We start from the raw sequence: 25,981 nt of genomic DNA, 5'->3' as shown, positions 1-25,981 counted from the left end.
AGTTCCATGGATTCACAGCGACGGGTGGTGTCCGGCATGCGGCCCAACGGCCGCCTGCACCTGGGCCATTACCACGGTGTGCTGAAGAACTGGGTCAGGTTGCAGCACGAGTACCAATGTTTCTTCTGCATCGTCGATTGGCACGCCCTGACCACCGACTACGCCGGCGGGCCAGAGGTAGCGCGCAACGTGCACGAGATGACGATCGACTGGCTTGCCGCTGGCGTAAGCCCCAGCTCGGCGACCATGTTCATCCAGTCGCAGGTGCCCGAGCATGCCGAACTGCACCTGCTGCTTTCGATGATCTGCCCGCTATCCTGGCTGGAGCGTGTGCCGTCCTATAAAGAACTTGAGCTCGACGGCCAGCACAAGGACCTGTCGACCTACGGGTTTCTCGGCTATCCCTTGCTTCAGGCCGCCGACATCCTGGCCTATCGGGCGGGCGTAGTGCCGGTAGGTGCGGATCAGTTGCCGCATATCGAGTTCGCTCGGGACGTGGCGCGGCGGTTCAATCATCTGTACGGCAGCGAAGAGGACTTCGAGGCCAAGGCCGAGGCCGCAATACGCAAGCTCGGCAAGAGAGGGTCGAAGCTGTATTCGAGCCTGCGCAAGAGCTATCAGGAACAGGGCGATCTCGAGGCGCTGAATACCGCTCGCGCGCTGCTCAAGGATCAGCAGACCATTACCCTGGGTGATCAGGAGCGGTTGTTCGGATATCTGGAAGGCAGCGGCAAACTCCTGCTTCCTGAGCCCCAGGCGTTACTGGGCGATACGCCGAAGGTTTCGGGGCTGGATGGCGGCAAGATGTCGAAGTCGTCCGGCAACTCCATCTTCCTGCGTGATACGCCGGCAGAGATCGAGGGAAAGATCCGACGGATGCCAACCGACCCGGCGCGCGTGCACCGGCATGATCCGGGTGAGCCTACCCAATGTCCGGTATGGCAGATGCACCAGAACCATTCCAGCGACGAAATCTGCCGCTGGAGCGAGGAGGGGTGCCGCAGCGCCGGTATCGGCTGTCTGGAATGCAAGGCGCCCTTGATCGAGGCCATTCAGACCGAACTGGCGCCCTTGCAGGAGCGCGCGATCGATTACGAGCAGAACCCGGACCTGGTGCGGAGCATTCTGGCCGAGGGGGCTGAGCAGGCCCGCGATGAAGTGCGCGAAACGCTCGTGGTCGTGCGTCAGGCCATGGGCATCAACTACCGATAGATCGAGCGGCCGTCCCGAGGTCCGCATATTTCTGGAGCAGACATGCAGGATACCCAGGCGCCGCAAGGGCCCGTGGCAGGCGAGCAGTTGCGGTTGGCGCTGGTCTACGGCGAGGCGTTCAATGAGCTGCCGCAGGACCTGTACATCCCGCCGGATGCGCTGGAGGTCTTCTTGGAGGCGTTCGAGGGGCCGCTGGACCTGCTGCTGTACCTGATCAGAAAGCAGAACATCGACATCCTCGACATTCCCGTCGCCGAAATCACTCGCCAGTACATGGGCTACGTGGAGCTGATGAAAGCCGTCCGCCTGGAGCTGGCGGCCGAGTATCTGGTGATGGCGGCCATGCTCGCGGAAATCAAATCGCGCATGCTGTTGCCCCGTTCGGCCGAAGCCGAGGAAGACGAGGACGACCCTCGAGCCGAGCTGATCCGGCGCCTGCAGGAATACGAGCGTTTCAAGCTCGCCTCGGAAAACCTCGATCAGCTGCCCCGTGTTGGCCGAGAACTGCACGTGCCTCGACTCGAGGCTCCCGATGCCCGAGCGCGCAAGCTGTTGCCGGACGTGCGGCTCGAGGAGTTGCTTGTGTCCATGGCTGAGGTGCTAAGGCGCGCCGACATGTTCGAGAGCCACCAGGTGACACGTGAAACCCTCTCGACGCGCGAGCGCATGAGCGATGTGCTGGAGCGCCTCAAGGGTGGCGCGTTCGTCCCATTCGTTGAACTGTTCAGTGTCGAGGAAGGGCGGCTCGGCGTGGTAGTGACCTTCATGGCGGTACTGGAGCTGATCAAGGAATCGCTCGTCGAGTTGGTGCAGAACGAGCCGTTCGGACCCATCCACGTGCGTACGCGCAGCGAAGAATCGCCAACCATGGCGGAGCCGGCCGAGGAGGCAAGCCTGTGAACCTTTCCGATCCCAAGGACCTGGCCTCGTTGCTCGAGGCGCTGCTGCTGGCCTCCGGAAAGCCTCTGTCGCTCGAGCGATTGGCCGAGTTGTTCGACGAGGCAGAGCGCCCCTCGACCGTCCTGTTGCGCAAGGCCTTGGACGTGTTGGACAAGTCGTGCAAGGGGCGCGCTTTCGAACTGAAGGAAGTGGCCAGCGGCTACCGCCTGCAAGTTCGCGCGAATTTCTCGCCCTGGGTGGGACGTTTGTGGGAGGAGCGGCCGCAGCGCTACTCGCGTGCATTGCTCGAAACCTTGGCATTGATCGCCTATCGCCAGCCCATCACGCGCGGCGAGATCGAGGAGATCCGTGGGGTTGCGGTCAACAGCCAGATCGTCAAGACCTTGCTGGAGCGTGAGTGGGTGAGGGTGGTCGGCCATCGTGACGTGCCGGGGCGACCTGCGATGTTCGCTACGACCAAGCAGTTTCTCGACTACTTCAATCTGAGCAATCTGGACGAACTCCCGCCGCTGGCTGTGTTGCGTGAGATGGAGCCCGAACCGCTTGTCGATCCTGAGGATGCGCCTGTACCGGAAAGCTTGCAGGCACGTGCCGACCTGGCCTCGGAAGCCGATGCGCCGCGCGAGCAGACCAGCTTCCGCAGCCTGCTGGCCGAGCTGGACAGCATGGAGGTCGGCCTCAAGACGGACTTTGACGACCTGCGCGAGGACAGCGTCGATGACGAGGCGCTGCCGGACGGGGAATCCCGCGACTAAGGGTCCTTCTTCGTTTGGCGAGCCAGCAGGTAGTTGTCGTAATCGGGCACTTGGAGTGGGTGTGCCTGGTCGAGTAACGGACTCGAAAGCAGGTAATCCGCGCTGCTTTCGTTCGCCGCCAGGGGAATGTTCCAGACCGCTGCGACCCGCAGTAGCGCCTTGACGTCCGGGTCATGGGGCTGCGGTTCGAAGGGGTCCCAGAAGAACACCAACATGTCGATTCGACGCTCGGCGATGCGCGCACCAATCTGCTGATCGCCGCCGAGCGGGCCGCTGATCATGCACTCGACCGGCAAATTCAGATGCTCCCCGAGTAGCAGCCCGGTGGTACCAGTGGCGACCAGCTCATGCCGCGCCAGGCGATCCTTCTGGCGCTGCGCCCATTCCAGCAGGCGCGCCTTGCAATGATCGTGTGCCACTAGCGCAATGCGCTTGCGAGCCGACAACGTCGCGGTGATGAAGTCGATGCGGTTCATGTTCGTCCCTGTGTCTGCCTGGCGATTGAGATCAAGGCGCCTCGTGCAGGGCTCGGCAGGTATCGAGCATGCGGTTGGAAAAACCCCACTCGTTGTCGTACCAGGCCATTACCTTCAGCAGGCGTCCGCTAACCTTCGTATGGTTGGTGTCGAATATGGACGACATCGGGTTGTGGTTGAAGTCGCAGGACACCAAGGGCAGTGAATTGCACGCGAGGATCGGCGAATTCGTGCTGGCCTCGCGCATCAGGGCGTTGACTTCGTCGGCGGTGGTTTCGCGGCTCAATTCCAGTGTCAGGTCGACCAGCGAGACGTTGATGACCGGTACGCGTACGGCCATGCCGGTGAGTTTGCCCGCGAGCTCCGGCAGGACCAGTCCAACGGCTTCGGCCGCACCGGTCTTGGTCGGGATCATGGATTGCGTTGCCGAGCGGGCGCGGTATGGGTCGCTGTGGTAGACGTCCGAAAGGTTCTGGTCGTTGGTATAGGCGTGGATGGTCGTCATCAGGCCATGTTCGATGCCGTATGCTCCCGACAGGATCTGGGCCACCGGTGCCAGGCAGTTGGTCGTGCAGGAGGCGTTGGAGATGATCTGGTGCGACTGGCGCAGGCTGTCGTGGTTCACGCCGTAGACAATGGTCGCATCCGCGCCGGAGGCCGGTGCCGAGATGATCACCTTGCTGGCGCCGGCCTGGAGATGGGCGCTGGCCTTGTCCCGGGAGGTGAACAAGCCGGTGCATTCGAACACCACATCGATGTCCAGCGCGCGCCAGGGGAGTTCGGCGGGGTTGCGGATCGCCGATACCGCGATCTCGTCACCATTGACGGTCAGTTTGTCGTCGGCAACCTCCACGGATGCGTCGAAATGGCCGTGGACGGTGTCGTACTGCAAAAGGTGCGCGTTCATCGCGCTACTGCCCAGGTCGTTGATCGCGACGACCTGCAAGTGCTTGCGGTAGTCCTGCGTGTACAGGGCACGGAGGACATTGCGTCCGATACGGCCGAAGCCGTTGATGGCGATACGAATAGTCATACGAGGGTCCTGGGCGGAATTTGTTGTGGGAATTACAAGATTATTCCTGTCAAAATAGAAATCAAGCCCAGTGGCGCTATGTTTTGTTTGTAAAACTACAGATTAAGAGCAGGAGTGATTGGCATGCACCCGCGGATTCAGGAAGTCACCGAACGATTGATCGAGCGTAGCCGGCCGACGCGGGAGCGTTATCTGGCGCAAATGGCCGAGGCCGCGAGTCAGGGCCCGCAGCGCGGCAAGCTGCAGTGCGCGAATTTCGCACATGGCGTGGCCGGATGCGGGTCGCAGGAAGACAAGCAGCGCCTGCGTCTGATGAACGAGGCCAACATCGCGATCGTCTCGGCCTATAACGACATGCTCTCGGCGCATCAGCCCTACCAGTACTTCCCGGACGTCATCAAGGAAGCGCTGCGCGATATGGGTTCCGTCGGCCAGTTTGCCGGCGGCGTGCCGGCAATGTGCGACGGTGTCACCCAGGGCGAGGCCGGCATGGAGCTCAGCCTGGCGAGCCGTGAGGTGATTGCCATGGCGACGGCGGTTGCGCTCTCGCACAACATGTTCGACGGTGCGCTCTATCTGGGTATCTGCGACAAGATCGTACCGGGCCTGATGATCGGCGCCCTGCGTTTCGGCCACCTGCCAACGGTCTTCGTGCCGGGCGGGCCGATGACATCCGGCATCCCTAACAAGCAGAAGGCCGAGGTTCGCCAGCGTTATGCCGAAGGCAAGGCCAGCCGGGAGGAACTGCTGGAATCCGAGATGCTTTCCTATCATGGTCCCGGCACCTGCACCTTCTACGGCACCGCCAATACCAATCAGGTGGTCATGGAAATCATGGGGCTGCACCTGCCGGGTTCGTCCTTCGTCAACCCGTACACGCCGTTGCGCGATGAGCTGACCCGTGAAGCGGCCCGTCAGGTCACGCGGCTGACGAACCAATCGGGCAACTACGTACCGATGTGCAAGGTTGTCGACGAAAAATCGATCGTCAATTCGGTCGTCGCGCTCAATGCCACTGGCGGCTCGACCAACCATACCCTGCACATCCCCGCATTCGCACAGGCCGCCGGTATCCAGTTGACCTGGCAGGACATGGCGGACATTTCGGCGGTTACTCCGACGCTGGCGAAGGTCTACCCCAATGGTCAGGCCGATGTGAACCACTTCCATGCCTGCGGCGGTGTGCCTTTCATGGTCCGTACGCTGCTCGATGCCGGTTTGCTGCACGAGGATGTTTATACGGTTCTTGGTCAGGGCCTCAGGCAGTACACCCGCGAACCCTTCCTCGAGGATGGCAAGCTGGTCTGGCGAGAAGGCCCCGAAAGCAGTCTGGACGAGGCGATCCTGCGGCCTGTCGAGCGCGCGTTTTCCCCGGAAGGTGGGCTGCGGGTATTGGAGGGGAATCTCGGCCGTGGCGTGACCAAGATTTCCGCCGTGGCGCCTGAGCATCGAGTGGTCGAAGCGCCGGCCCGAGTGTTCAGCGATCAGACCGAATTGGCGCAGGCCTTCAAGAACGGCGAGCTCGAGCGAGACTTCGTCGCTGTGGTGCGTTTCCAGGGGCCCAGGGCCAATGGCATGCCGGAGCTGCACAAGCTGACACCCTTTCTCGGCGTGCTGCAGGACCGCGGACACAAGGTCGCGCTTGTCACTGATGGTCGGATGTCCGGAGCGTCCGGCAAGGTGCCCGCGGCGATTCACGTCAGCCCGGAGGCGCTCGACGGCGGGCCCTTGTGTCGAGTCCGAGACGGCGACCTGATCCGGGTCGACGGTGAAACCGGCGAGCTGCGTGTGTTGGTCGATCAGGCCGAATTCGACGCCCGCGATCAGGTCAAGGCGCCGACAGACCCCGGAATTGGTTGCGGTCGCGAGCTGTTCGGCTTCATGCGAGCCGCGTTCAGCCCGGCCGAACGGGGAGCGAGCGTGTTTACCGAGGGGCTGGAGGCGCTCAAGTGAAAACGGCACTCGTGGGAGATATCGGTGGAACCAACGCGCGATTCGCGCTTTGGCGGGATCAGCGGATCGACTCGGTGCGCGTGTTGCCAACCCAGGAGTATCCGCGCCCGGAAGATGCGATCCGTGCCTACCTGAAGGGCGTCGGCCAGGAAGTCGAGGATCTCGAGGCGGTTTGCCTGGCGTGTGCCGGCCCGGTGTCGGGCGACGAGTTCGTCTTTACCAACAACCACTGGCGCCTGAGTCGGCAGGCGTTCTGCAAGGAACTGGGGCTGAGCGAACTGCTGCTGATCAATGATTTTTCGGCGATGGCGCTTGGCATGACGCGTCTGCGGGCCGGCGAACTCGTCGATATCTGCCCAGGCCAGTCGGCGCCTGGGCGGGCACGGCTGGTGATCGGCCCGGGTACGGGCCTTGGCGTAGCGACGCTCGTGCCGCTGGCTGACGGGCGCTGGCAGGCGTTGCCGGGCGAAGGTGGGCACGTCTGCCTGCCGATCGGCAGTCGGCGTGAGGCCGCGCTGTGGGAGCGCCTGCACGCGAAGCTTGGCCATGTGAATGCCGAGGCGGTGCTCAGTGGTGGCGGGTTGCTGGAGCTCTACCGAACCAGCTGCAGCCTGGATGACAAGGCGGCTACCCTGACGACACCCGCCGAGATCACCGCCGCGGCGTTGAACGGCGATGCCTACGCGAAATCGGTTTTGGAACAATTCTGCGTATGGTTGGGTCGGATTGCCGGCGACAATGTCCTGACGACCGGCGCTCAGGGCGGCGTATACATCGCGGGAGGGATCGTGCCGCGCTTCGTGGAGTTCTTCGCGCGCAGCGGTTTCGCTCAAAGCTTTCGCGACAAGGGGGGCATGAGTCGCTATTTTGACAAGGTTCCGGTCTGGGTCGTGACGGCTGAATACCCCGGGCTGGAAGGTGCTGGCGTCGCGCTGCAGTCATTACTGGAGGGCGCGCCCGGCGGGCAGTGACCCGCTTCGAACCTGATAATAAGAGAAGGGATGCCAGTGACACAGACTGGAAGATCGATTCTGCTGGTCGATGATGACCAGGAAATCCGCGAGCTGCTGGACGCCTACCTCAGCCGCTCGGGTTTTCACGTGCGGACCGTCGCCGATGGAGCGCAGTTTCGCGAGGCCATGTGCAGTCACGCCGCCGACCTTGTCATTCTCGACGTGATGCTGCCCGACGAGGATGGCTTCAGCCTGTGCCGTTGGGTGCGTGGCCACCAGCGGCTGGCCCAGATGCCCATCATCATGCTCACCGCCAGCTCCGACGAGACTGATCGCGTCATCGGCCTGGAGCTCGGCGCGGACGATTATCTGGGCAAACCTTTCAGTCCGCGTGAGCTGCTGGCCCGTATCAAGGCGCTGTTGCGTCGGGTCAATTTTGCACATGAGCGTAGCGGCAGTGACGTGCTGGCGTTCGACGAGTGGCGGCTGGACATGGTCAGCCACCGACTGTTTCACCAGGACGGTGAGGAAGTGCTGCTGTCCGGCGCGGATTTCGCCTTGCTCAAGCTGTTCCTCGACCATCCACAGCAGATCCTCGATCGCGACACCATTGCCAATGCGACGCGCGGGCGGGAGGTCATGCCGCTTGAACGCATCGTCGACATGGCAGTCAGCCGGCTCCGGCAGCGCCTGCGCGATACAGGAAAATGCCCTCGGCTGATCCGGACCGTTCGTGGCAGCGGCTATCTCCTCGCTGCGCAGGTCACGCCCCATCATGATCCGCTTGGCTAAGCGCCGCTGGCCGCTGGTGCCGCGATCTCTGCTCGGCCGCATGCTGTTGCTGACACTGCTTGCGGTGTTACTGGCGCAGGCGCTGTCGAGCTTCATCTGGGTGTCGCAACTGCGGGCGAGCCAGATGGAAGGCCTGCTCACCAGCGCGCGCAGCGTGGCGCAGTCCATGTCCGCCAGCGTCAGCTATTTCCGTTCCTTGCCGCTTGGCTACCGGCCGCTGGTCCTCGACCAGTTGCGCAGCATGGGCGGGACGCGTTTTTTCGTATCGCTCAACGACAAGCCACTGGACATGCAGGTTCTGCCACCGACCGAGCGCAAGCAAGCTGTGCTGGCAGAAGTCGATCAGGTACTGCGCGAGCGCCTCGGACGGGACGTCGACATGTCGGTGAGCTTCGTCAGCCCCGACGACCTGCGCATCTTCAACGGCGGCTTGAAGCTCGACGAGCTGCCGCGGTCCTGGGCGCATTACGCATTGAGCCTGGAGCCGCTGAATCCGCCGGTGCTGGTGACCCAGATTCAGATTGCACCGAACGAGTGGCTCTACCTCGCTTCGCTGATGCCGGCGCCTTACGCGAGTCTGGAAGAGGATGTCATCCCGATCCAGCAACTGTGGTTCATTGCGTTCACCAGCAGCTTCCTGCTCCTGTTCATCGGTGTTCTGGTGCATTGGCAAAGCCGGCCACTCAAGCGGCTGGCACGCGCGGCGCGGGAGATGTCGCTGGGTAGCGAAGTGGAGTTGCTGCCGGAAGTCGGTGGCAGCGAGGTCGTCGAGGTCAGTCGCGCATTCAACAGCATGCGCGAGCGGATCGGTCGCTACCTCAACGAGCGCAGCCAATTGTTCAGCGCCATCTCCCATGATCTGCGGACGCCCATCACGCGCCTGCGCCTGCGGGTCGAGTTGCTCGAGGACGAGGCACTGCAGCGCAAGTTCAGTCGCGACCTGGACGAGCTGGAGCTGTTGGTCAAAGGTGCGCTGCAGTGCGTCAAGGACACCGACATCCATGAAAACATCGAGCCGCTGGATCTCAACCTGCTGCTTGATTGCGTCACGGAACCCTATCTGGCGTCGAATGGCAACGGGCGAGTGACGGTACAGGGCAGGGCAGCTGCGCCCTACGCGGGCAAACCGCTGGCGCTCAAGCGCTGCATCGGCAATCTGCTCGACAACGCGCTGAAATATGGCGAACGAGCCCATCTGCGGATCGAGGACGACAAGCACACCTTCATGCTCCATGTGGATGATGAGGGGCCTGGCGTTCCTCAGGCATGGCTTGAACAGGTATTCGAGCCCAACTTTCGGCTGGCAACCAAACAGCCCGGTTACGGACTGGGTCTTGGGATCGCCCGAAACATCGCGCATGCCCATGGCGGAGAGATCAGTCTGCGCAACCTGGACGAGGGGGGGCTGCGTGTGACGCTGAGCCTGCCTCGAGAGGTGGGGTGAATCAGCACCGGCTCGGCGGTCTTGTTACAGCGCTGCCTGGCTTGTAACGAGATGGTGACATTTCAATATCCCTTCGTTACCCGGCGCGCCAACAGGCGCGCCTAGAATCGATGCAGCGCAAGCGAAGCCTTGCATTGATAAAAACAAGAAAGGAAAACCCATGAACGCCCTACATCGTCTTGTTACTGCTGTCTCCCTCGCATCCCTTGTTCCGCTGGCTCACGCCGGAGAAGTCGAAGTTCTGCACTGGTGGACGTCCGGTGGTGAAAAGCGCGCCGCTGACACGCTGCAGCGCCTGGTCGAAGAGCAAGGCCATACCTGGAAAGACTTCGCCGTGGCCGGAGGTGGCGGCGAGGCGGCAATGACCGTGCTGAAGACCCGCGCCGTTTCCGGCAACGCACCGGCCGCCGCCCAGATCAAAGGCCCCGACATTCAGGAATGGGGTGAGCTGGGACTGCTCTCCGACCTCAACGAGGTGGCCGAGAAGGCCAAGTGGGACGAGCTGCTGCCCAAGCAGGTTTCCACTGCCATGAAATACGAGGGTGACTACGTCGCCGTGCCGGTGAACGTGCATCGCGTCAACTGGCTGTGGATCAATCCTGAAGTGTTCGAAAAGGCTGGCGCTACGCCGCCCACCACGCTGGATGAGTTCTACGCCGCTGCCGACAAGCTCAAGGCCGCCGGTTTCATGCCGCTGGCGCACGGCGGCCAGCCCTGGCAGGACGGCACCGTGTTCGAGGACATCGCGCTCGCGGTGCTCGGCCCGGAAGACTACCGCAAGGCGTTCGTCGAGCTGGATCGAGACGTATTGACCGGAGACAAGATGGTCGAGGCTTTCGCGGCGCTGAAAAAAGTGCGCAGTTATGTCGACAAGGATGCCGCGGGGCGCGACTGGAACAGCGCCACCGCGATGGTCATGAACGGCAGAGCCGGCATGCAGATCATGGGCGACTGGGCCAAGAGCGAGTGGACGGCCGCGAACAAGATCGCCGGCGAGGACTACACCTGCGTGCCGTTCCCGGGAACGCAGGGCAGCTTTACCTACAACATCGACTCGCTGGCGATGTTCAAACTCAGCAATGAAGACAATCGCAAGGCGCAGCAAGATCTGGCTCGCACTGTTCTCGAACCGGAGTTTCAGCAGTTCTTCAATCAGAACAAGGGCTCGATTCCGGTTCGGCTCGACCAGGACATGAGCGAATTCGACAGCTGCGCTCAGCAGTCGATGAAAGACTTCAAGGCATCGGCTGAAGGTCCGGGCCTGGTGCCCAGTCTGGCTCACGGCATGGCGGCATCCAGCTACGTGCAGGGTGCGGTGTTCGACGTGGTCACCAACTTCTTCAACGACCCTGCTGCCGATCCGAAGAAGGCGGCGCAGCAATTGGCTGCGGCGATTCAGGCGGTCCAGTAGGTCCTTAGGGTCGTGCTCCACGACCCCGTTTTATAACCCTGCGATGCCCTGGCATCGGAACCCCGCGGCTGATCGGTGATCAGCCGCGACGGGAGTGTCTTGCCCGTCGAACGGTACTCGAGGTGCGTCATGCGTTCTGTATACACCGGGAGCCAACCATGAGCTCAACCGCTGTCATCACCAAGGCGTCCAAGCTGCCGAAGGCTTCCCCGCTGGACGCGCTGCAGAACTGGCTGCCCAAGCTGGTTCTGGCGCCGAGCATGTTGATCGTGCTGGTCGGCTTCTACGGCTACATCTTCTGGACCTTTCTGCTCTCGTTCACCAACTCGCGTTTCATGCCCAGCTACAAGTGGGTCGGGCTGTTGCAATACGAACGGCTATGGAATAACGACCGTTGGTGGGTCGCCAGCAAGAATCTTTTGATATTCGGTGGGTTGTTCGTTTCGATCAGTCTGGTGATCGGCGTATTGCTCGCCGTGCTGCTGGACCAACGCATTCGGCGCGAAGGCTTCATCCGCACGGTTTATCTCTACCCGATGGCGTTGTCGATGATCGTCACCGGCACGGCGTGGAAGTGGTTGCTCAATCCAGGCCTGGGTATCGACAAGATGCTGCGTGACTGGGGTTGGGAGGGCTTTCGCTTCGATTGGCTGGTCGACCCTGACCGCGTCGTGTACTGCCTGGTGATCGCGGCGGTGTGGCAGGCGTCGGGCTTCGTCATGGCATTGTTTCTCGCCGGGCTGCGCGGCGTCGATCAGTCGATCGTACGGGCGGCGCAGATCGATGGAGCCAGCCTGCCGAGCATCTATCTGCGCATCGTCCTGCCAAGCCTGCGCCCGGTGTTCTTCAGTGCGCTGATGATTCTGGCGCACATCGCGATCAAGGCGTTCGATCTGGTCGCTGCGATGACGGCAGGCGGGCCGGGCTACGCATCGGATCTCCCGGCCATGTTCATGTACGCACACACCTTCACGCGTGGCCAGATGGGGCTTGGCGCTGCCAGCGCGATCCTCATGCTCGGTGCGGTGATGGCGATCGTCGTGCCTTACCTGTATTCGGAATTGAGGAACAAGCGCCATGAGTAGTCTGGTAGGGCGCAAGCGCCTGACATTCAGCCGTGTGGCGATCTACGCGACACTGCTCACGGCAGTGGCCCTGTATCTGGTGCCCCTGGTCGTGATGCTGCTGACCAGCTTCAAGACGCCCGAGGACATCCGGACCGGGAACCTGCTTTCCTGGCCGGACGTGATGACGGTCATCGGTTGGGTCAAGGCCTGGGACGTGGTCGGTGGGTATTTCTGGAATTCGGTGAAGATCACCGTGCCGGCCGTGGTGATCTCCACGTTGCTGGGCGCGCTGAACGGCTATGTGCTCGCCATGTGGCGCTTCCGTGGGTCCCAGTTGTTTTTCGGTCTGCTGCTTTTTGGCTGCTTCCTGCCGTTCCAGGTCATCTTGCTGCCGGCGTCCTTCACGCTGGGGCAGCTCGGACTGGCCAACACGACGCCCGGGCTGGTGCTGGTCCATCTGGTGTACGGCCTCGCGTTCACCACACTGTTCTTCCGCAACTTCTACGTGAGTGTGCCGGACGCACTGATACGGGCGGCGCGCCTTGACGGTGCCGGCTTCTTCACCATCTTCGGCAAGATCCTGCTGCCGATGTCGATTCCCACCATCATGGTGTGCCTGATCTGGCAGTTCACCCAGATCTGGAATGACTTCCTCTTCGGGGTCGTGTTCGCCAGTGGCGATACGCAACCCATCACAGTGGCGCTGAACAACCTGGTCAATACCAGCACCGGTGCCAAGGAATACAACGTAGACATGGCTGCCGCGGTGATCGCCGGGCTGCCGACGCTGGTGGTGTACATCCTCGCCGGCAAGTATTTCCTGCGCGGGCTTACGGCCGGCGCGGTCAAGGGCTAGGAGAACGACATGGCTGCACTAGAACTTTGCAACGTTCGCAAGAGCTATCCGGGCAGCTCACACGAGACGCTCAAGGACATCGACCTGAAGATCAGTGACGGTGAGTTCCTGATCCTGGTCGGTCCGTCCGGTTGCGGTAAGTCGACGCTGATGAATTGCATTGCCGGGCTTGAGGACATCACCGGCGGTGAGATTCGTGTGGATGGCGCGGACATCAGCTCGGCCAGTCCGAAGGATCGGGACATCGCGATGGTGTTTCAGTCCTACGCGCTGTACCCGACGATGACGGTCCGGGAAAACATTGCCTTCGGCCTGAAAATGCGCAAGGTGCCGCCTGCCACGATCGAGGAAGAGGTCACCCGAGTCGCGAAGCTGCTGCAGATCGAGCATCTGCTCAGCCGCAAGCCGTCCCAATTGTCCGGCGGCCAACAGCAGCGCGTCGCCATGGGACGAGCACTGGCACGCCGGCCGAAGATCTACCTGTTCGACGAACCACTGTCGAATCTGGACGCCAAGCTGCGGGTAGAGATGCGGACCGAAATCAAGCTGATGCATCAGCGCCTCAAGACCACCACCGTTTATGTCACCCATGATCAGATCGAGGCGATGACCTTGGGTGACAAGGTGGCCGTGATGAAGGACGGAATTGTCCAGCAGTTCGGCACGCCCAAGGATATCTACAACAACCCGGCGAACCTGTTCGTTGCAAGCTTCATCGGCTCGCCCCCAATGAATTTCATTCCGCTGCGCTTGAACCGGCAGGGCGCTCAATGGCTGGCGCTGCTGGATAGCGGACAGGACCGCTGCGAGTTGCCGCTGCGTTTGGCCGATGGGGAATCGCTGGAAGGTCGCGAAGTGATTCTCGGCATTCGCCCGGAGCAGATCAGTCTGGGCAGTGACGGTGCGCTGCCGACGTTACGCGCCGACGTGCAGGTAATCGAGCCGACCGGGCCTGACACCATGGTGTTCGTCGAGCTCAACCAGACCAAGGTATGCGTGCGGCTTGCACCGGACAGCGTCCCCGACGTCGGCAGCAGCCTGACGCTGCAATTCGAGCCGGACAAGGTCCTGCTCTTCGATGCGAAGACCGGCGAACGGCTCGGCGTCGCTCGCGGAGACGGCGGCATGGGGCGCAACGGCACAGTGACGCGGTTGGTTGCTCGCTGAGCGCAGTGGAAAAAAGGCCCGGTCGCTGTATATCTGCGTACCGGCGCAGCTTTCGTCTGGATGTTATTGATGTGCCTGGTTTTTTGGCGCTTCGGGGCGAACCCCGGCAGCGCCGCAAAGTCGAACCGCTGCCCGTCTTGCTGGCATGCGGATCGTAAGGAGAGCCATACCGGCTCGATCCAACAGCAGTAACAACAATAAGAGCTAATTGGAGCGGATATGAAAAAGACCACACGCTTGGGCCTGGCGGTATCGCTGGCCAGCCTCGCCCTGCCGTTTACCGTCCAGGCGCTGGACTTCAACGGATACGTGCGCAGCGGTATCGGCGAATCGAGTGCAAGCGACTCGCAGGCCTGTTTCCAACTGCCAGGTGCTCCGTCGAAGTTCCGTCTCGGCAACGAATGCGAACAGTACGCTGAGCTCGGCCTGCGCCAGGACCTGTTCACGCTGAGCGACGGTTCTGTGCTGAGCCTCGAGGGCATGGCGGCGTTGTACAACGAATACGATCACACCCCGAAGTTCACCGGTGATCACGGCTGGGCGAGGATGGTCCAGGCCTACGCCGAATGGAGCAAGGTGCCAGCGTTGAATGGCGGGTCTCTGTGGGCGGGCCGGCGCTTCTACAAGCGGAACGACATCCACATCTCAGACTTCTATTACTGGAACCAGAGCGCGACGGGAGCCGGTATCGAGGACATGGAGATCGGTGGCCTGAAGTACAGTTATGCCTTCTCGCGCAAAGACAGCGTCTTCCAGGACGAATACGTCAATCGACACGACTTCAACGTCGGCGGCTTCGACACCAACCCCGACGGCGAGCTGCAAGTCGGCGTCAGCTACATCGACGATCCCGATCGTGACGACTCCAACAGTGGCTGGTCCGTGGCTGTCCAGCACAAGCAGATCGGCTTCCTGGGCGGCAGCAATACCTTTGCGTTGCAGTACGGTGAAGGGCCCGGTACCGGGCTGGGCTATACCGGCGACGTTACGCTCGGCAGCAGCGACAAGAGCTGGCGGGTAGTGGAGTTCTTCGATTGGCAGGTAACGCCTCGATTCGGTGGCCAATTCCAGGCGGTCTATCAGAAGGACAAGCGGCAGGATGGCGGCGACCAGGACTGGATTTCCGTCGGTGTACGTCCTGTCTATGCACTCACCGAACAGTTCAAGCTCGTCGCGGAGGTCGGTCATGACCAGATCGATGCGCCGGACGGAACACGCAAACTGACCAAGTTCACGATCGCGCCGACGTGGTCCCCGGCAGGCCCAGATTTCTGGGCGCGTCCTGAGGTGCGTCTGTATTACACCTATGCCCAATGGAACGATGCTGCTCAGCGCGCTGCGAATCTGATGGCGGCAGGTAGCGCTTTGTCCGACACCGGGGCGTTCGGCAATGCCCAGCACGGCTCGAATTTCGGCGTGCAGGTCGAGTACTGGTGGGATTGATCGCCTCGATAGTTTGATTCCCTTAGAACCTCCGGCAGCTGTGCCTCTCTACTAGCGATAGGCACAGCGGGTCCGGAGGTGGTTTTGGGCGACAAGGCGAAAAATCCCTGTATCAGTCTATGCAAGCTGAAAGACGAGATATGCATTGGCTGTGGCCGTAGCCGGGCGGAGATGAAGGCCTGGAAGGGCCTGAGCAACAAGGAACGTAAAACCGTCAACGAGCTGGCTGCCCAGCGGCTCAAGCACATGGGCAAGGCCAGGAAGAAAAAGAAGTGATCAGCTGTCCTCGCTTGGATAGCGCGTCGCGACCAGGCTTTCCTTGATCTTGCGCAGGTGCGGCTGGAAGTCGACGCCGCGCCGCAGCGTCACGCCGGCCGCAAGGGTGTCGAGCACGGTCAGCTGAATGATCCGCGAAGTCATCGGCATGTAGATGTCGGTATCTTCCGGCAGCGGGATGTCGAGGCTCAGGGTGCATACCTTGGCCAATGGAGAGTCGGCCGCTGTGAGGCCGAGTACCGAAGCGCCGTTGTCTCGCGCGATTCGGGCCGCTTCGACCAGTTCGCGGGTGCGTCCGGTATAAGAGATGATGACGAACAGATCACCCGTGTGTGCGACCGAGGCGAGCATCCGTTGCATAAGCACATCGGCATGAGCGCTGACCGGCAGATTGAAGCGGAAGAACTTGTGCTGGGCATCCAGCGCTACCGACGCCGATGCGCCCAGTCCGAAGAAATGGATTTGACGCGCCTGGATCATCAGATCGACCGCCTGACTCACGACGCGCGGGTCGATGGCCTGGCAGGCACTGTCGAGCGAGGCGATGGCGCTACCGAATATCTTGCGTGTGTAAGCCTCGGGTCCATCGTTGGCTTCGACCGCCTGGCTGACATAAGCCGCTCCGCTGGCCAGGCTTTGCGCCAGCTGAATCTTCAAGGCCGGATAACCGGCCGCACCAAATGACCGGCAGAATCGATTGACGGTCGGTTCGCTGACATTCGCCGCCTGAGCCAAGGCCGCGATGCTGTAACGGGTGGCCTGCTGTGGATCGCTGAGAATGACTTCCGCCACCTTGCGTTCGGCCTTGTTCAGCTCGTCGAGTCGATTTTTTATCTGTTCCAAGAGATTTTTCATGCGATCCATGTCTCTTCCTTCAAGGGTTCGTATCCATGGCGAAGCCTATTGGGCGGCGCGGATAGCGAAAAAAACGACATATGTTGTTTTAACAACAACATTTTGTGCTTAAGATGCGCAAGCTTACCTGTCACGCAGCTTAATTTGGTTAATAAAAAAATCATGCCTGCTATTACTGTTGATGCGACGACCTTCGCCTTGTTCGGTGCCCTCGGCGATCTGGCGCTGCGCAAGCTGTTCCCGGCACTTTATCAGCTGGACCGAGCAGGTCTGCTACATGCCGACACACGCATTCTCGCGCTTTCCCGCGATACAGGCGATGCCGGGGCACATCTGGCGCGGATTGATCAGGCGCTCCGCAAGCACGTGTCCGCTACGCAGCTGGATGAAGACGTACTGTCGCGGTTCATGGCCCGGCTCGATTACCTGACGATGGATTTCCGCAACCAGGCCGATTACGCCTCGTTGGCAGAAAAGGTGTCGCCAGTACTGCCATTGATCGCCTATTTCGCCACACCGGCTTCGGTCTACGGTGCGATCTGCGAGAACCTTGCCCACGCCGACCTGGCGGACCAGACGCGCGTCGTGCTCGAAAAGCCGATCGGTCATGACCTTGAGTCGTCTCGCGTGGTCAACGAGGCGGTCGCGCAATATTTCCCCGAATCGCGGATCTACCGGATCGACCATTACCTGGGCAAGGAAACGGTTCAGAACCTCATTGCGTTGCGCTTCGCCAACAGTCTGTTCGAAACCCAGTGGAACCAACACCATATTTCCCATGTGGAGATCACGGTGGCTGAGACGGTCGGGATCGAAGGGCGGTGGGGCTATTTCGACCAGGCTGGTCAGCTGCGGGACATGATCCAGAACCACCTGCTGCAGCTCCTGTGCCTGATTGCGATGGATCCACCGAGCGACCTTACGGCCGATAGCATTCGCGACGAAAAGGTAAAGGTGCTCAAAGCCCTCGCGCCCATTACGCCGGAGCGACTGGGGCGCTACGTGGTGCGCGGCCAGTACGTCGCTGGCTCGGTCGGTGGCAAGGCTGTGCCGGGGTATCTCGAGGAGGAGAACTCCAATGCCGAGAGCAGCACCGAAACCTTTGTCGCGCTGCGTGCCGACATCTGCAACTGGCGCTGGTCCGGCGTGCCTTTCTATCTGCGCACCGGCAAGCGCATGGGGGAGAAAGTTTCGCAGATCGTCATCCACTTCAAGGAGCCGCCGTTCTACATCTTCGCGCCGGAGCAGCGCTCCCTCATCAGCAATCGGCTGATCATCCGTTTGCAGCCCGATGAGGGTATATCGCTTCAGGTCATGACCAAGGAGCAGGGCCTGGATAAAGGCATGCACCTGCGCAGCGGGCCGCTTCAGCTCAATTTTTCACAGACGTACAAGAGTTCGCGGATCCCCGATGCGTACGAGCGGTTGTTGCTCGAGGTGATGCAGGGCAACCAGAACCTCTTCGTGCGCAAGGACGAAATCGAGTACGCCTGGAAATGGTGTGACCAGTTGATCGACGGCTGGTCTCGCATTGGCGAACCTCCGAAAGCGTATCCGGCGGGTTCCTGGGGGCCGGTAGCCTCCATCGCGCTCATTACACGTGACGGGAGGTCCTGGTATGGCGATCTCTGATCTGGCGCTCCCGGCGGGCGTGGTATCGCATGAGCTTCAGGATGCCCAGCATCTGGCCGTGGCGTTGGCCGAGCGGGTCGCGCGCGCTCTCGAGGCCGCACTCGCGGAAAAGGCTTCAGTCAGTCTGGTGGTCTCAGGCGGGCGCAGCCCGATCGCGTTTTTCGAGGCACTTTCCCAACACTCACTCGATTGGGCACGAGTGCAGGTCAGCCTGGCCGACGAACGCTGGGTCGACACGAGCCATCCGGACAGTAACGAGGGGCTCGTACGGCGGCACCTGTTATGCAATGCCGCGGCGCAGGCGCAATTCATCGGGCTTTATAAGCCGGCCGAGACGCTGGCGCAGGCCGCCAAGCTGGCGAGCGAGGCGCTGGCAAGTCTCGCTTCGCCTATCGATGTGCTGGTCCTCGGCATGGGAAATGATGGCCATACCGCCTCGTTGTTCCCAGGTAGCCCCTTGTTGTCGCAGGCCCTGAGCGCGGCGGAAGCTACCCGCTGCCTACCCATGCGTGCACCGGTCGAGCCTCATGAACGTCTCAGCATGACCTATTCGCTTCTGTCGGCCGCCTCTGTGCAATGCCTCGCAATCCAGGGCGCGGCGAAGCTCGACACGCTGCAGCAAGCCATGCGTCTTGAGCCATCACAGATGCCCATTCGGGCATTCATGCATCCCCCTCTCGAAATTTACTGGTGCCCCTGAGGGCCGAGGATTCAGTCATGTCCATGGAACAAAAAAACGCTCAGATTGAACGGATCTGCACCGAGGCACGCATCCTTCCGGTGATCACCATTGGAAGCGAGGAGCAGATCCTGCCGTTGGCCGACGCCCTTGCCGCCGGCGGGCTGACCGCCCTGGAGATCACGCTGCGCTCGGCGCATGGCCTGACCGCGATTCGTCGGTTGCGCCAGGAGCGCCCTGACCTTTGCATCGGTGCCGGCACGGTACTGGATAAGCGCATGATGGATGAGGTCGAAGCGGCCGGTGCACAGTTCATAGTCTCGCCTGGCTGTACCGACGAACTGTTGCAAGCTGGTGTCAATTGCTCCGTGCCCCTGCTGGCCGGCATCAGCAGCGCCTCTGACATCATGCGTGGCTATGCGCTGGGGTATCGTCGGTTCAAGCTCTTCCCTGCGGAGGTCTGCGGTGGCGTCAATGCCATCAAAGCCTTGGGCGGTCCTTTCGGCGACGTCCGTTTCTGTCCGACCGGCGGCGTGAATGCCGCTAACGCCGCTCAGTATCTGGCGCTGCCGAACGTGATGTGCGTGGGCGGTACCTGGATGATCGATGCCGCTGCGCTCAAGTCCGGGGACTGGCGTGGTATCACACAGGCGACTGCCGATGCGCTGGCGGCGCTCGGCTCGCATTGATCGATTTGGCTCACCGATCGGCTCCTGCGGGCAATACGGGTTGCTAATCTGATAGTGCTTACCTAGGCCGTTGCGCGTATAGTGCGCGGCCTTTTCCCATCGGAACTGCACACCGGGAGGTGCCCAGAATGACCGAACACGAAGACTCAACCCCTCATGTAGCCCACGGCGAAAAACTCCAGAAAGTATTGGCGCGTCTCGGCCTCGCATCCCGCCGCGACGTGGAAAGCTGGATCACCGCCGGGCGGGTCAAGGTCAACGGGAGCGTTGCGACGCTCGGCCAGCGGGTCGATTCGCACGATGCCATCTCGGTCGATGGTCGGCTGCTGAAGCGGGAGGAGGCGGCCGAGAGCGTCCGTCGGGTGCTGATCTACAACAAGCCCGACGGTGAGATCTGCACGCGCGACGACCCGGAAGGGCGTCCGACGGTGTTTGATCGCTTGCCAAGGCCAAAGGACGGTCGTTGGATCAATATCGGTCGGCTGGATATCAATACGACCGGTCTGTTGCTGTTCACCACCGACGGTGAGCTCGCCAACCGCTTGATGCACCCGTCATACGAAATGGATCGTGAGTATGCCGTCCGGGTACGGGGTGAGGTCGACGACGAAATGATCGAGCGCCTCAAGACCGGTGTGATGCTCGAGGACGGCCCAGCACGTTTCACCGACATCCAGCAGGCGCCAGGCGGCGAGGGCTTCAACCATTGGTACCACTGCGTCGTGATGGAAGGCCGGAATCGCGAGGTGCGACGCCTTTGGGAGTCCCAGGGGCTGGTCGTCAGCCGCCTGAAACGCGTTCGCTTCGGTCCGGTATTTCTGACGTCTGATTTGCCTATGGGCCGTTGGCGTGAGATGTCGCAAAGCGAGGTCGACATTCTGAGCGAGGAAGTCGGTCTCAAGCCGGTGACGTTGCCCGAGATGAGGGCCAAGACCAAGGAAAAGCTCGACCGTATGCAGCGCAAGGTGGCGAAGCCGATCCCTCGCGGTGATCGACGCGTGCGCGTGTTGCGTTCGGCGGCTGAGGCCGAAGTGCCTGCTTCTGGCAGTAAAAGACGCGACGAGCGCGACACACCGGCGTCACGTCGTGGTACGCCGGTGGCGGATCGACCAGCCGACGTGCGGCGCGGTCGCGGAAAACCGGCCGAAACCTCCGGCTCAGGTGATAAGGCTGGACGCAAGCCGTCTCCGAAGCCCCGTGGTGAAGTACCGGTGAAGAACGGTCGGCGTCCAGCGACTGGGCGAGGCCAGGGCCCGAAGCGGTCCCAATGACACGCAACAGTCGAGTGCGGCGACATGCTTGCACTCGAGCGCGTTAATCTGCGCTGGCGACCTGATTACGGCCGCTGCGCTTGGCTTGATAGAGCGCCTGGTCGGCGCGCTGAAGTAGTGTGTCCAGAGGTTCGCCCGTGAGGTAGGTTGCGCAACCCAGGCTGGCTGACAGCTTGACCTGACGTTCGCCCACCAGGAAGGGCAGCTGTTCGATCGCAGCCCTGATGCGCTCAGCCACCACAGCCGCGGCTGTGGCGCTAGTGTTCGAAAGCACGAGCGCGAATTCTTCGCCACCGAACCTGAAGACCATGTCGACATTGCGTAGCTGTTCCTTCATCAGCAAGGATATTGCTCGCAGTGCTGCGTCGCCGGCGTGATGGCCGTGCTGGTCATTGAGGGTCTTGAAGTGATCCATGTCGAGCATGACCACTGACAAGTCTTGAGCATGCCGCCGGGCCAGCTCGGTTTCTCGGCTCAGACTTTGCTCCAGTGCCAGGCGATTTCCCGTACCGGTCAACGGGTCTCTCAACGACGCGCGAACGGCCTGGCGGTACAGCAGGGCGTTACGTAGTGGGAAGATAAGGCAGTCGAGCGCGGCGGCAAGTTGGGTGGCGAGCAGCTCAGAGACAGGTTCGCCGCTGCAGATCAGCAGCTCTCCCAGCTCGTCGCCTTGGATCGACAAGCGGAAGCCCATCCGGGCCTCGGACGACTGACCCAACAGCAGTTCGACTTCTGTGGCAGCGTGGCGATAGACCAGTCCGTCGACTGTCATCAGCCTGCCGACTTCTTCGAAAAAGAAGCCCAGGAGCCTATCCACTTCGAGGCTCATCTGAAGGCGGCCTGTCAGGGCGCGTACCAGGTCCGCCAGTTCGTAAGGGCGTCCTGCAGGCGATGTGGACGGCCTGAAGGACGGCTCGCTTCGAGCGGCACCGATATCGACCGTAACGTTATTCTGCTTCAGTGGCAGCATGGCAATCCTCGAACGCAAGTTGCGTTAATGAGCAAAGCTATGCGAATTGAATGCCACGTCGCATATCGTGTTGTTTTTCAAAGACTTAAGCGAGTCTTTCCGCCTCGTTTGATGGCGTTGCGCCAGCAAAGCGGCAATCAGTCCTCGCTTTGATTGGCCAAGGGTTGCCGTCTGCCGGAAATCCGTCGTGATCATTGTCTCTACTGGGCGTCCATAGCCTGGCCGTTGACGTCTCGGCTATCAGGTCCCATGAGGTAAAGATAGACGGGCATGATTGTCTCAGGCAGCGGGTTCACACTGGGGTTCTCGCCCGGGTACGCCTTCGCCCGCATATCGGTACGCGTCGCCCCGGGATTCACACTGTTGGCTCTAACGCGGGAAGTGCCGTCGAGCTCGTCCGCCACGACCTGCATCAGGCCTTCCGTGGCGAATTTGGATACGGCATATGCCCCCCAGTAAGCGCGCCCTTTTCGGCCAACGCTGCTGGAGGTGAAGATCACCGAGGCATCTTCCGATAGCTTGAGCAGTGGTAGCAGGGTACTGGTGAGCATGAACGCGGCGTTTACATTGACCTGCATGACGCGCATGAAATTGTCGCCGGACAGCTGCTCGATTGGCGTTCGAGGTCCAACGATACCTGCGTTGTGCAGCAGGCCATCGAGGCGGCCAAACTCGCGCTCGATCATCGCAGCCAGTTCATCAAATTGATGGGGCAGTGCAGTTTCCAGATTAAGTGGGATCACCGCAGCCTGAGGCCAGCCCGCTGCTTCGATTTCATCGTAGACGCGGTTCAGGTTCTCCTCGTTTTTGCCCAGTAGCAGCACCGTTGCACCATGGGCGGCATAAGCTTTCGCTGCAGCTTCGCCGATTCCGCGGCCGGCGCCTGTCACAAGAATGATCCGGCCTTTCAATAGGTCTGGACGCGCGGAGTAGTCGAACATCTGTATATCTCACTATCAGAACGAGGTGCCTGGGAGCCGGCGACGGAGGAGGTTGAACTGGCGTCAGCAAGAACCGAGCGCACGATCCAGCACTGCACGTAGCTCGAGCGGGTGGCTGACAACGACATCGGCGCCCCAGTGGTCGGGATTGTCATCCGGGTGAATGTACCCGTAGCGTACTGCTGCGGTTTTGCTTCCTGCCGCGCGACCTGATTCGATATCTCTCAGGTCATCGCCAACGAATAGGACTGTCGAGGGATCAAGCGCCAAGCGACTGCATGCGAGCAGCATGGGTTCCGGGTCCGGCTTGCTTCTGCTCACGTGATCCGGGCATATCAGTACGGCGCAGCGCGAAGCCAGCCCGAGTCGCTGCATGATCGGTTCAGCAAAGCGGACAGGCTTATTGGTAACCACTCCCCAGGCAATCTTGGCCTGTTCGATGTCGGCGAGTAGTTGCTCCATGCCATCGTACAGGCGGCTTTCAAGTGCGCAGTGGTCCTGATACCGGTCCAGAAACTCCTGACGTAACGCTTCGAACTCGGCGGAAAGTGGGTCGACATCGAAAGCGGCCAGCACCATCGCCTGGGCCCCGCCGGATACGACGTCACGAATGGATTGGTCAGCTATCCGGCTGAGCCCACGTGAAACGCGCATGGCTTGGGTGACGGCAATGAAATCGGGAGCGGTATCGAGCAGCGTTCCGTCCATGTCGAACAATACGGCACCTAGGCGCATCACACCTCCCGCCTTGTCTGGATCATGTAGTTGACGTCTACATCGGGCGATAGCTTGTAGTGCTTCGTAAGGGGGTTGTAGGTCAGGCCGACGATGTCCTGGACTTCCAGTTCGGCATCACGGCTCCATGCGCCAAGCTCGGAGGGGCGGATGAACTTGCGGTAGTCATGGGTGCCACGGGGTAATAGCTTTAGGACGTACTCCGCGCCGATGATCGCAAGTGCGTAGGCTTTGGGATTCCGATTGATTGTGGAAAAGAATACTTGCCCACCGGGTTTCACCATTGCGGAGCACGCCCGAATCACCGAGGCGGGATCCGGCACGTGCTCCAGCATCTCAAGGCAGGTAACCACGTCGAACTGAGATGGGCACTCCTCCGCCAGCGCTTCGGCTGTGGTTTGCCGGTAATCCACCTCGAGTCCGGATTCAAGCAAATGGAGGCGCGCGACCGCCAATGGGGCTTCACCCATGTCGATGCCGGTTACGTCGGCGCCTCTTTGCGCCATCGCCTCGCACAGGATGCCGCCGCCGCAGCCGACATCGAGCACCTTCTTGCCGGCGAGCGGGACGTGCTCGTCAATCCAGTTAACCCGCAAGGGGTTGATTTCATGCAGGGGTTTGAACTCACTTTCCCGATCCCACCAGCGGTGGGCCAGCGCTTCGAATTTAGCGATCTCGGCGTGGTCGACGTTGCTCATGATCTGTCCCGTTGATTGCGCGAGGGGTTTCCCTCTAAACGCTGAATGGTGCCAGCTTCCTTCAAGCGGAGAGTATGGCGGTTTGTCGCGGTTCGGTGCTATCTGGCCTTGATCTTCTCGGCCCACTCCCACGCGTTCTTAATGATGAGTTGTTCATCCATTCGTGTGAGCTTACCGTCATCAAGCAGCTGCTTCCCGCCCACCCATACGTGTCGCACACAATCTCGGCTGCATGAGTAGATGAGCTGGGAGACCGGATCGTAGACGGGCTGCTGAGCAAGACCGGATAGGTCGAAAGCGACCATGTCAGCGAACTTCCCCACCTCCAGCGATCCGATGCACTCATCGAGGCCAAAGGCACGCGCGCCGTTCAGGGTTGCCATGCGTAGAGCTCGATGTGCGTCCAGTGCCGTGGCTGATCCCGCCACAGCTTTGGCCAGCAGCGCGGCGGTGCGAGTCTCGCCTAGCAGGTCAAGGTCGTTGTTACTCGCAGCACCATCGGTGCCGATCGCAACATTCACTCCAGCTTCCCAGAGCTGCTCCACGGGGCAAAACCCACTGGCGAGCTTAAGGTTGGATTCTGGGCAATGGATGACACTGCAATTGTGTTCGACAAGCAGCTCGACATCCTGCTCGGCGACCTGGGTCATATGAACCGCTTGGAACCGAGGACCCAGAAGCTGCAAGCGCGCCAGCCTGGCTAGCGGGCGCTCGCCATCATTGCGCACAGCTTCTTCCACCTCATGCAGTGTCTCGTGCACATGCATATGGATGCCGATGTCCATCTCAGCTACGAGCGTGCGAATGGCTTCGAGCTTACTGTCCGCGACGGAGTAGGGCGCATGGGGGCCGAACGCCACCGATAGTCGGGGGTGATGTTTCAGGTCGTCGAACAGTTCGACTCCTTTACGCATGGCTTCGTCAGCGTCGCGGGCGCCTGGTATGGCAAAGTCCAGGACAGGAATGGCGATCTGTGCCCTGACACCAAAGGCATGAACCACTTGACTGACGATCTCAGGGTAAAAGTACATATCGGAGAAGCAGGTCACACCGCCTTGTATCTGTTCGGCCACCGCGAGTTCGGTTCCGGCACGGACAAAGGCTTCATTGACCCATTTTGCTTCGGCAGGCCAGATATGCTCCTGCAACCAGCTCATAAGCGGCAGATCATCGGCTAGGCCTCGAAACAATGTCATTGCGGCATGGCCATGGCCGTTCACGAGACCCGGAGTAAGCATCATGCCAGGCAGCTGGAGTGACCTCTCCGCCCTCAATGCCTTAGCTTGCTCATGGGGGAGGATTAGCGCGATGCGCCCTTGATAGATGCCGATCGCGTGGTCTTTGAGTACCACTCCTGCAGGTTCGATCGGGACCAACCAAGTCGGGAAGAGAAGAAGGTCCAGCGGGTCTGGGTGCGCTTGAGGCATTGGATCGTTTCGATTGGTAAGAGTGGTGTTGTCAGTGTAAAGCGAGAGTCAGGGATATAGAAGGAAACCAGCGGGGCCGAGCTTGCGCGAATTCGTTTAGAGGCTAGGCTGAATAAAACGTACTAAAGTGTTGACGCGATCTTCGGGCGCCCTATAATGCGCACCTTCTCCGGCGCAGGCCCTTCGAAAAACCAGTTGTATATCAATAGGTTATCGAGACAAAGGGCTTGCACGGAGGGCGGATTCGAGTAGAATGCGCCGCGCTGGCAGCGCGGCGGAGGTTGGGCGCTGCTGGCGGCTCTGGTCGGATGGTCGGGGCGGTGGAAGGAGGTGGTTGACAGCGGTT

Annotated in this window: 25 protein-coding genes; 17 read left to right on the top strand and 8 right to left on the bottom strand. The window is 61.1% G+C overall.

Translation table 11 applies throughout. From position 1 onward, the window contains the following. Positions 1-6 precede the first annotated feature (6 nt). Genes MST27_RS03100 through scpB form a run of 3 tightly spaced genes read left to right on the top strand, consistent with a single transcriptional unit; the run spans position 7 to position 2,867 of the window. Complete coding sequence (locus MST27_RS03100; RefSeq protein WP_275973076.1) at positions 7-1,212, top strand: tryptophan--tRNA ligase; 1,206 nt, start codon at positions 7-9, stop codon at positions 1,210-1,212. Positions 1,213-1,254: 42 nt separating this feature from the next. Beyond that, entirely contained in the window at positions 1,255-2,112 is an 858-nt protein-coding gene (locus MST27_RS03095; RefSeq protein ID WP_476756124.1) for a segregation and condensation protein A, read from the top strand. Continuing rightward, positions 2,109-2,867, top strand: a complete 759-nt coding sequence (gene scpB / locus MST27_RS03090; protein WP_243604555.1) for an SMC-Scp complex subunit ScpB — start codon at positions 2,109-2,111, stop codon at positions 2,865-2,867. Before MST27_RS03095 ends, scpB begins: the two co-directional genes overlap by 4 nt. Here the strand turns inward: scpB and MST27_RS03085 are convergent. Both MST27_RS03085 and gap read right to left on the bottom strand, forming a co-directional pair. Next, on the bottom strand, positions 2,864-3,343 hold the full coding sequence (locus MST27_RS03085; protein WP_243604554.1) for a methylglyoxal synthase: 480 nt from the start codon (positions 3,341-3,343) through the stop codon (positions 2,864-2,866). The genes scpB and MST27_RS03085 overlap by 4 nt on opposite strands. A 31-nt stretch (positions 3,344-3,374) precedes the next feature. Continuing rightward, the gene (gene gap, locus MST27_RS03080) at positions 3,375-4,376 is read right to left on the bottom strand and encodes a type I glyceraldehyde-3-phosphate dehydrogenase (RefSeq protein WP_243604553.1); all 1,002 of its coding nucleotides are present in this window, start codon (positions 4,374-4,376) and stop codon (positions 3,375-3,377) included. A 123-nt stretch (positions 4,377-4,499) separates the two neighbouring features. Here gap and edd point away from each other — a divergent pair, with 123 nt between their 5' ends. The 10 genes from edd to MST27_RS03030 all read left to right on the top strand — a co-directional run bounded on the left by edd (position 4,500) and on the right by MST27_RS03030 (position 15,738). Continuing rightward, positions 4,500-6,329 carry a phosphogluconate dehydratase gene (gene edd / locus MST27_RS03075; protein WP_243604552.1) on the top strand — a complete coding sequence of 610 codons (1,830 nt, stop codon included), beginning with the start codon at positions 4,500-4,502 and terminating at the stop codon, positions 6,327-6,329. Beyond that, positions 6,326-7,300, top strand: coding sequence for a glucokinase (locus MST27_RS03070; protein WP_243604551.1), 975 nt, complete (start codon positions 6,326-6,328; stop codon positions 7,298-7,300). The genes edd and MST27_RS03070 overlap by 4 nt, the downstream gene beginning before the upstream one ends. Positions 7,301-7,336: 36 nt before the next feature. Next, positions 7,337-8,074, top strand: coding sequence for a response regulator (locus MST27_RS03065; RefSeq protein WP_243605037.1), 738 nt, complete (start codon positions 7,337-7,339; stop codon positions 8,072-8,074). Then, the gene (locus tag MST27_RS03060) at positions 8,058-9,518 is read left to right on the top strand and encodes an ATP-binding protein (RefSeq protein WP_275973056.1); all 1,461 of its coding nucleotides are present in this window, start codon (positions 8,058-8,060) and stop codon (positions 9,516-9,518) included. The genes MST27_RS03065 and MST27_RS03060 overlap by 17 nt, the downstream gene beginning before the upstream one ends. A 160-nt stretch (positions 9,519-9,678) precedes the next feature. After that, positions 9,679-10,929, top strand: a complete 1,251-nt coding sequence (locus MST27_RS03055; RefSeq protein WP_243604550.1) for an ABC transporter substrate-binding protein — start codon at positions 9,679-9,681, stop codon at positions 10,927-10,929. 158 nt (positions 10,930-11,087) lie between these two features. Next, positions 11,088-12,014 (top strand): carbohydrate ABC transporter permease, encoded by a 927-nt coding sequence (locus MST27_RS03050; RefSeq protein WP_243604549.1) that lies wholly within the window; start codon positions 11,088-11,090, stop codon positions 12,012-12,014. Then, positions 12,007-12,852 carry a carbohydrate ABC transporter permease gene (locus tag MST27_RS03045; protein ID WP_243604548.1) on the top strand — a complete coding sequence of 282 codons (846 nt, stop codon included), beginning with the start codon at positions 12,007-12,009 and terminating at the stop codon, positions 12,850-12,852. The genes MST27_RS03050 and MST27_RS03045 overlap by 8 nt, the downstream gene beginning before the upstream one ends. 9 nt (positions 12,853-12,861) lie before the next feature. Further along, positions 12,862-14,019: an ABC transporter ATP-binding protein gene (locus MST27_RS03040; protein WP_243604547.1), complete on the top strand. Its 1,158-nt coding sequence runs from the start codon at positions 12,862-12,864 to the stop codon at positions 14,017-14,019. A gap of 219 nt (positions 14,020-14,238) precedes the next feature. After that, a complete protein-coding gene (locus tag MST27_RS03035) occupies positions 14,239-15,462 on the top strand; it encodes a maltoporin (RefSeq protein ID WP_243604546.1) in 1,224 nt (407 codons plus the stop codon). 84 nt (positions 15,463-15,546) lie between these two features. Next, entirely contained in the window at positions 15,547-15,738 is a 192-nt protein-coding gene (locus MST27_RS03030) for a DUF1289 domain-containing protein (RefSeq protein ID WP_243604545.1), read from the top strand. Here MST27_RS03030 and MST27_RS03025 read toward each other — a convergent pair whose 3' ends face one another. Beyond that, entirely contained in the window at positions 15,739-16,602 is an 864-nt protein-coding gene (locus MST27_RS03025) for a MurR/RpiR family transcriptional regulator (RefSeq protein WP_459705563.1), read from the bottom strand. Positions 16,603-16,755: 153 nt separating this feature from the next. Here MST27_RS03025 and zwf point away from each other — a divergent pair, with 153 nt between their 5' ends. From zwf to rluB, 4 genes are all read left to right on the top strand, one after another. Continuing rightward, complete coding sequence (gene zwf, locus MST27_RS03020) at positions 16,756-18,225, top strand: glucose-6-phosphate dehydrogenase (RefSeq protein WP_243604544.1); 1,470 nt, start codon at positions 16,756-16,758, stop codon at positions 18,223-18,225. After that, a complete protein-coding gene (gene pgl, locus MST27_RS03015) occupies positions 18,212-18,925 on the top strand; it encodes a 6-phosphogluconolactonase (protein ID WP_243604543.1) in 714 nt (237 codons plus the stop codon). Before zwf ends, pgl begins: the two co-directional genes overlap by 14 nt. Before the next feature lie 17 nt (positions 18,926-18,942). Next, positions 18,943-19,593, top strand: a complete 651-nt coding sequence (locus tag MST27_RS03010) for a bifunctional 4-hydroxy-2-oxoglutarate aldolase/2-dehydro-3-deoxy-phosphogluconate aldolase (RefSeq protein ID WP_243604542.1) — start codon at positions 18,943-18,945, stop codon at positions 19,591-19,593. A 128-nt stretch (positions 19,594-19,721) separates the two neighbouring features. Next, the gene (gene rluB, locus MST27_RS03005; RefSeq protein WP_243604541.1) at positions 19,722-20,864 is read left to right on the top strand and encodes a 23S rRNA pseudouridine(2605) synthase RluB; all 1,143 of its coding nucleotides are present in this window, start codon (positions 19,722-19,724) and stop codon (positions 20,862-20,864) included. Between the two features lie 43 nt (positions 20,865-20,907). On the opposite strand, the gene MST27_RS03000 is transcribed toward rluB, so the two are convergent. From MST27_RS03000 to MST27_RS02980, 5 genes are all read right to left on the bottom strand, one after another. Next, on the bottom strand, positions 20,908-21,834 hold the full coding sequence (locus MST27_RS03000) for a GGDEF domain-containing protein (protein ID WP_243604540.1): 927 nt from the start codon (positions 21,832-21,834) through the stop codon (positions 20,908-20,910). A gap of 200 nt (positions 21,835-22,034) precedes the next feature. Next, positions 22,035-22,775 carry a YciK family oxidoreductase gene (locus tag MST27_RS02995; RefSeq protein ID WP_243604539.1) on the bottom strand — a complete coding sequence of 247 codons (741 nt, stop codon included), beginning with the start codon at positions 22,773-22,775 and terminating at the stop codon, positions 22,035-22,037. Between the two features lie 63 nt (positions 22,776-22,838). Continuing rightward, the gene (mupP, locus tag MST27_RS02990) at positions 22,839-23,510 is read right to left on the bottom strand and encodes an N-acetylmuramic acid 6-phosphate phosphatase MupP (RefSeq protein WP_243604538.1); all 672 of its coding nucleotides are present in this window, start codon (positions 23,508-23,510) and stop codon (positions 22,839-22,841) included. Further along, positions 23,510-24,208 carry a bifunctional 2-polyprenyl-6-hydroxyphenol methylase/3-demethylubiquinol 3-O-methyltransferase UbiG gene (gene ubiG / locus MST27_RS02985; RefSeq protein WP_243604537.1) on the bottom strand — a complete coding sequence of 233 codons (699 nt, stop codon included), beginning with the start codon at positions 24,206-24,208 and terminating at the stop codon, positions 23,510-23,512. Before ubiG ends, mupP begins: the two co-directional genes overlap by 1 nt. A 98-nt stretch (positions 24,209-24,306) precedes the next feature. After that, positions 24,307-25,635 carry a TRZ/ATZ family hydrolase gene (locus MST27_RS02980; RefSeq protein WP_243604536.1) on the bottom strand — a complete coding sequence of 443 codons (1,329 nt, stop codon included), beginning with the start codon at positions 25,633-25,635 and terminating at the stop codon, positions 24,307-24,309. Between the last annotated feature and the right edge of the window lie 346 nt (positions 25,636-25,981).

The sequence above is a fragment of the Stutzerimonas marianensis genome (assembly GCF_022810315.1).
Classification (GTDB): domain Bacteria; phylum Pseudomonadota; class Gammaproteobacteria; order Pseudomonadales; family Pseudomonadaceae; genus Stutzerimonas; species Stutzerimonas marianensis.
This window is presented reverse-complemented; position numbering and strand designations above follow the sequence as displayed.

What these genes read in the sequence shown, in the direction of transcription:
- MST27_RS03025 (WP_459705563.1), bottom strand. Translation starts at nt 16,602, where the DNA reads ATGGATCGCATGAAAAATCTCTTGGAACAGATAAAAAATCGACTCGAC.
- rluB (WP_243604541.1), top strand. Translation starts at nt 19,722, where the DNA reads ATGACCGAACACGAAGACTCAACCCCTCATGTAGCCCACGGCGAAAAA.
- MST27_RS03060 (WP_275973056.1), top strand. Translation starts at nt 8,058, where the DNA reads ATGATCCGCTTGGCTAAGCGCCGCTGGCCGCTGGTGCCGCGATCTCTG.
- MST27_RS03055 (WP_243604550.1), top strand. Translation starts at nt 9,679, where the DNA reads ATGAACGCCCTACATCGTCTTGTTACTGCTGTCTCCCTCGCATCCCTT.
- MST27_RS03035 (WP_243604546.1), top strand. Translation starts at nt 14,239, where the DNA reads ATGAAAAAGACCACACGCTTGGGCCTGGCGGTATCGCTGGCCAGCCTC.
- MST27_RS03010 (WP_243604542.1), top strand. Translation starts at nt 18,943, where the DNA reads ATGTCCATGGAACAAAAAAACGCTCAGATTGAACGGATCTGCACCGAG.
- MST27_RS03085 (WP_243604554.1), bottom strand. Translation starts at nt 3,343, where the DNA reads ATGAACCGCATCGACTTCATCACCGCGACGTTGTCGGCTCGCAAGCGC.
- MST27_RS02995 (WP_243604539.1), bottom strand. Translation starts at nt 22,775, where the DNA reads ATGTTCGACTACTCCGCGCGTCCAGACCTATTGAAAGGCCGGATCATT.
- mupP (WP_243604538.1), bottom strand. Translation starts at nt 23,510, where the DNA reads ATGCGCCTAGGTGCCGTATTGTTCGACATGGACGGAACGCTGCTCGAT.
- zwf (WP_243604544.1), top strand. Translation starts at nt 16,756, where the DNA reads ATGCCTGCTATTACTGTTGATGCGACGACCTTCGCCTTGTTCGGTGCC.
- MST27_RS03050 (WP_243604549.1), top strand. Translation starts at nt 11,088, where the DNA reads ATGAGCTCAACCGCTGTCATCACCAAGGCGTCCAAGCTGCCGAAGGCT.
- MST27_RS03100 (WP_275973076.1), top strand. Translation starts at nt 7, where the DNA reads ATGGATTCACAGCGACGGGTGGTGTCCGGCATGCGGCCCAACGGCCGC.
- MST27_RS03000 (WP_243604540.1), bottom strand. Translation starts at nt 21,834, where the DNA reads ATGCTGCCACTGAAGCAGAATAACGTTACGGTCGATATCGGTGCCGCT.
- gap (WP_243604553.1), bottom strand. Translation starts at nt 4,376, where the DNA reads ATGACTATTCGTATCGCCATCAACGGCTTCGGCCGTATCGGACGCAAT.
- MST27_RS03040 (WP_243604547.1), top strand. Translation starts at nt 12,862, where the DNA reads ATGGCTGCACTAGAACTTTGCAACGTTCGCAAGAGCTATCCGGGCAGC.
- ubiG (WP_243604537.1), bottom strand. Translation starts at nt 24,208, where the DNA reads ATGAGCAACGTCGACCACGCCGAGATCGCTAAATTCGAAGCGCTGGCC.
- MST27_RS03045 (WP_243604548.1), top strand. Translation starts at nt 12,007, where the DNA reads ATGAGTAGTCTGGTAGGGCGCAAGCGCCTGACATTCAGCCGTGTGGCG.
- MST27_RS03095 (WP_476756124.1), top strand. Translation starts at nt 1,255, where the DNA reads ATGCAGGATACCCAGGCGCCGCAAGGGCCCGTGGCAGGCGAGCAGTTG.
- MST27_RS02980 (WP_243604536.1), bottom strand. Translation starts at nt 25,635, where the DNA reads ATGCCTCAAGCGCACCCAGACCCGCTGGACCTTCTTCTCTTCCCGACT.
- pgl (WP_243604543.1), top strand. Translation starts at nt 18,212, where the DNA reads ATGGCGATCTCTGATCTGGCGCTCCCGGCGGGCGTGGTATCGCATGAG.
- edd (WP_243604552.1), top strand. Translation starts at nt 4,500, where the DNA reads ATGCACCCGCGGATTCAGGAAGTCACCGAACGATTGATCGAGCGTAGC.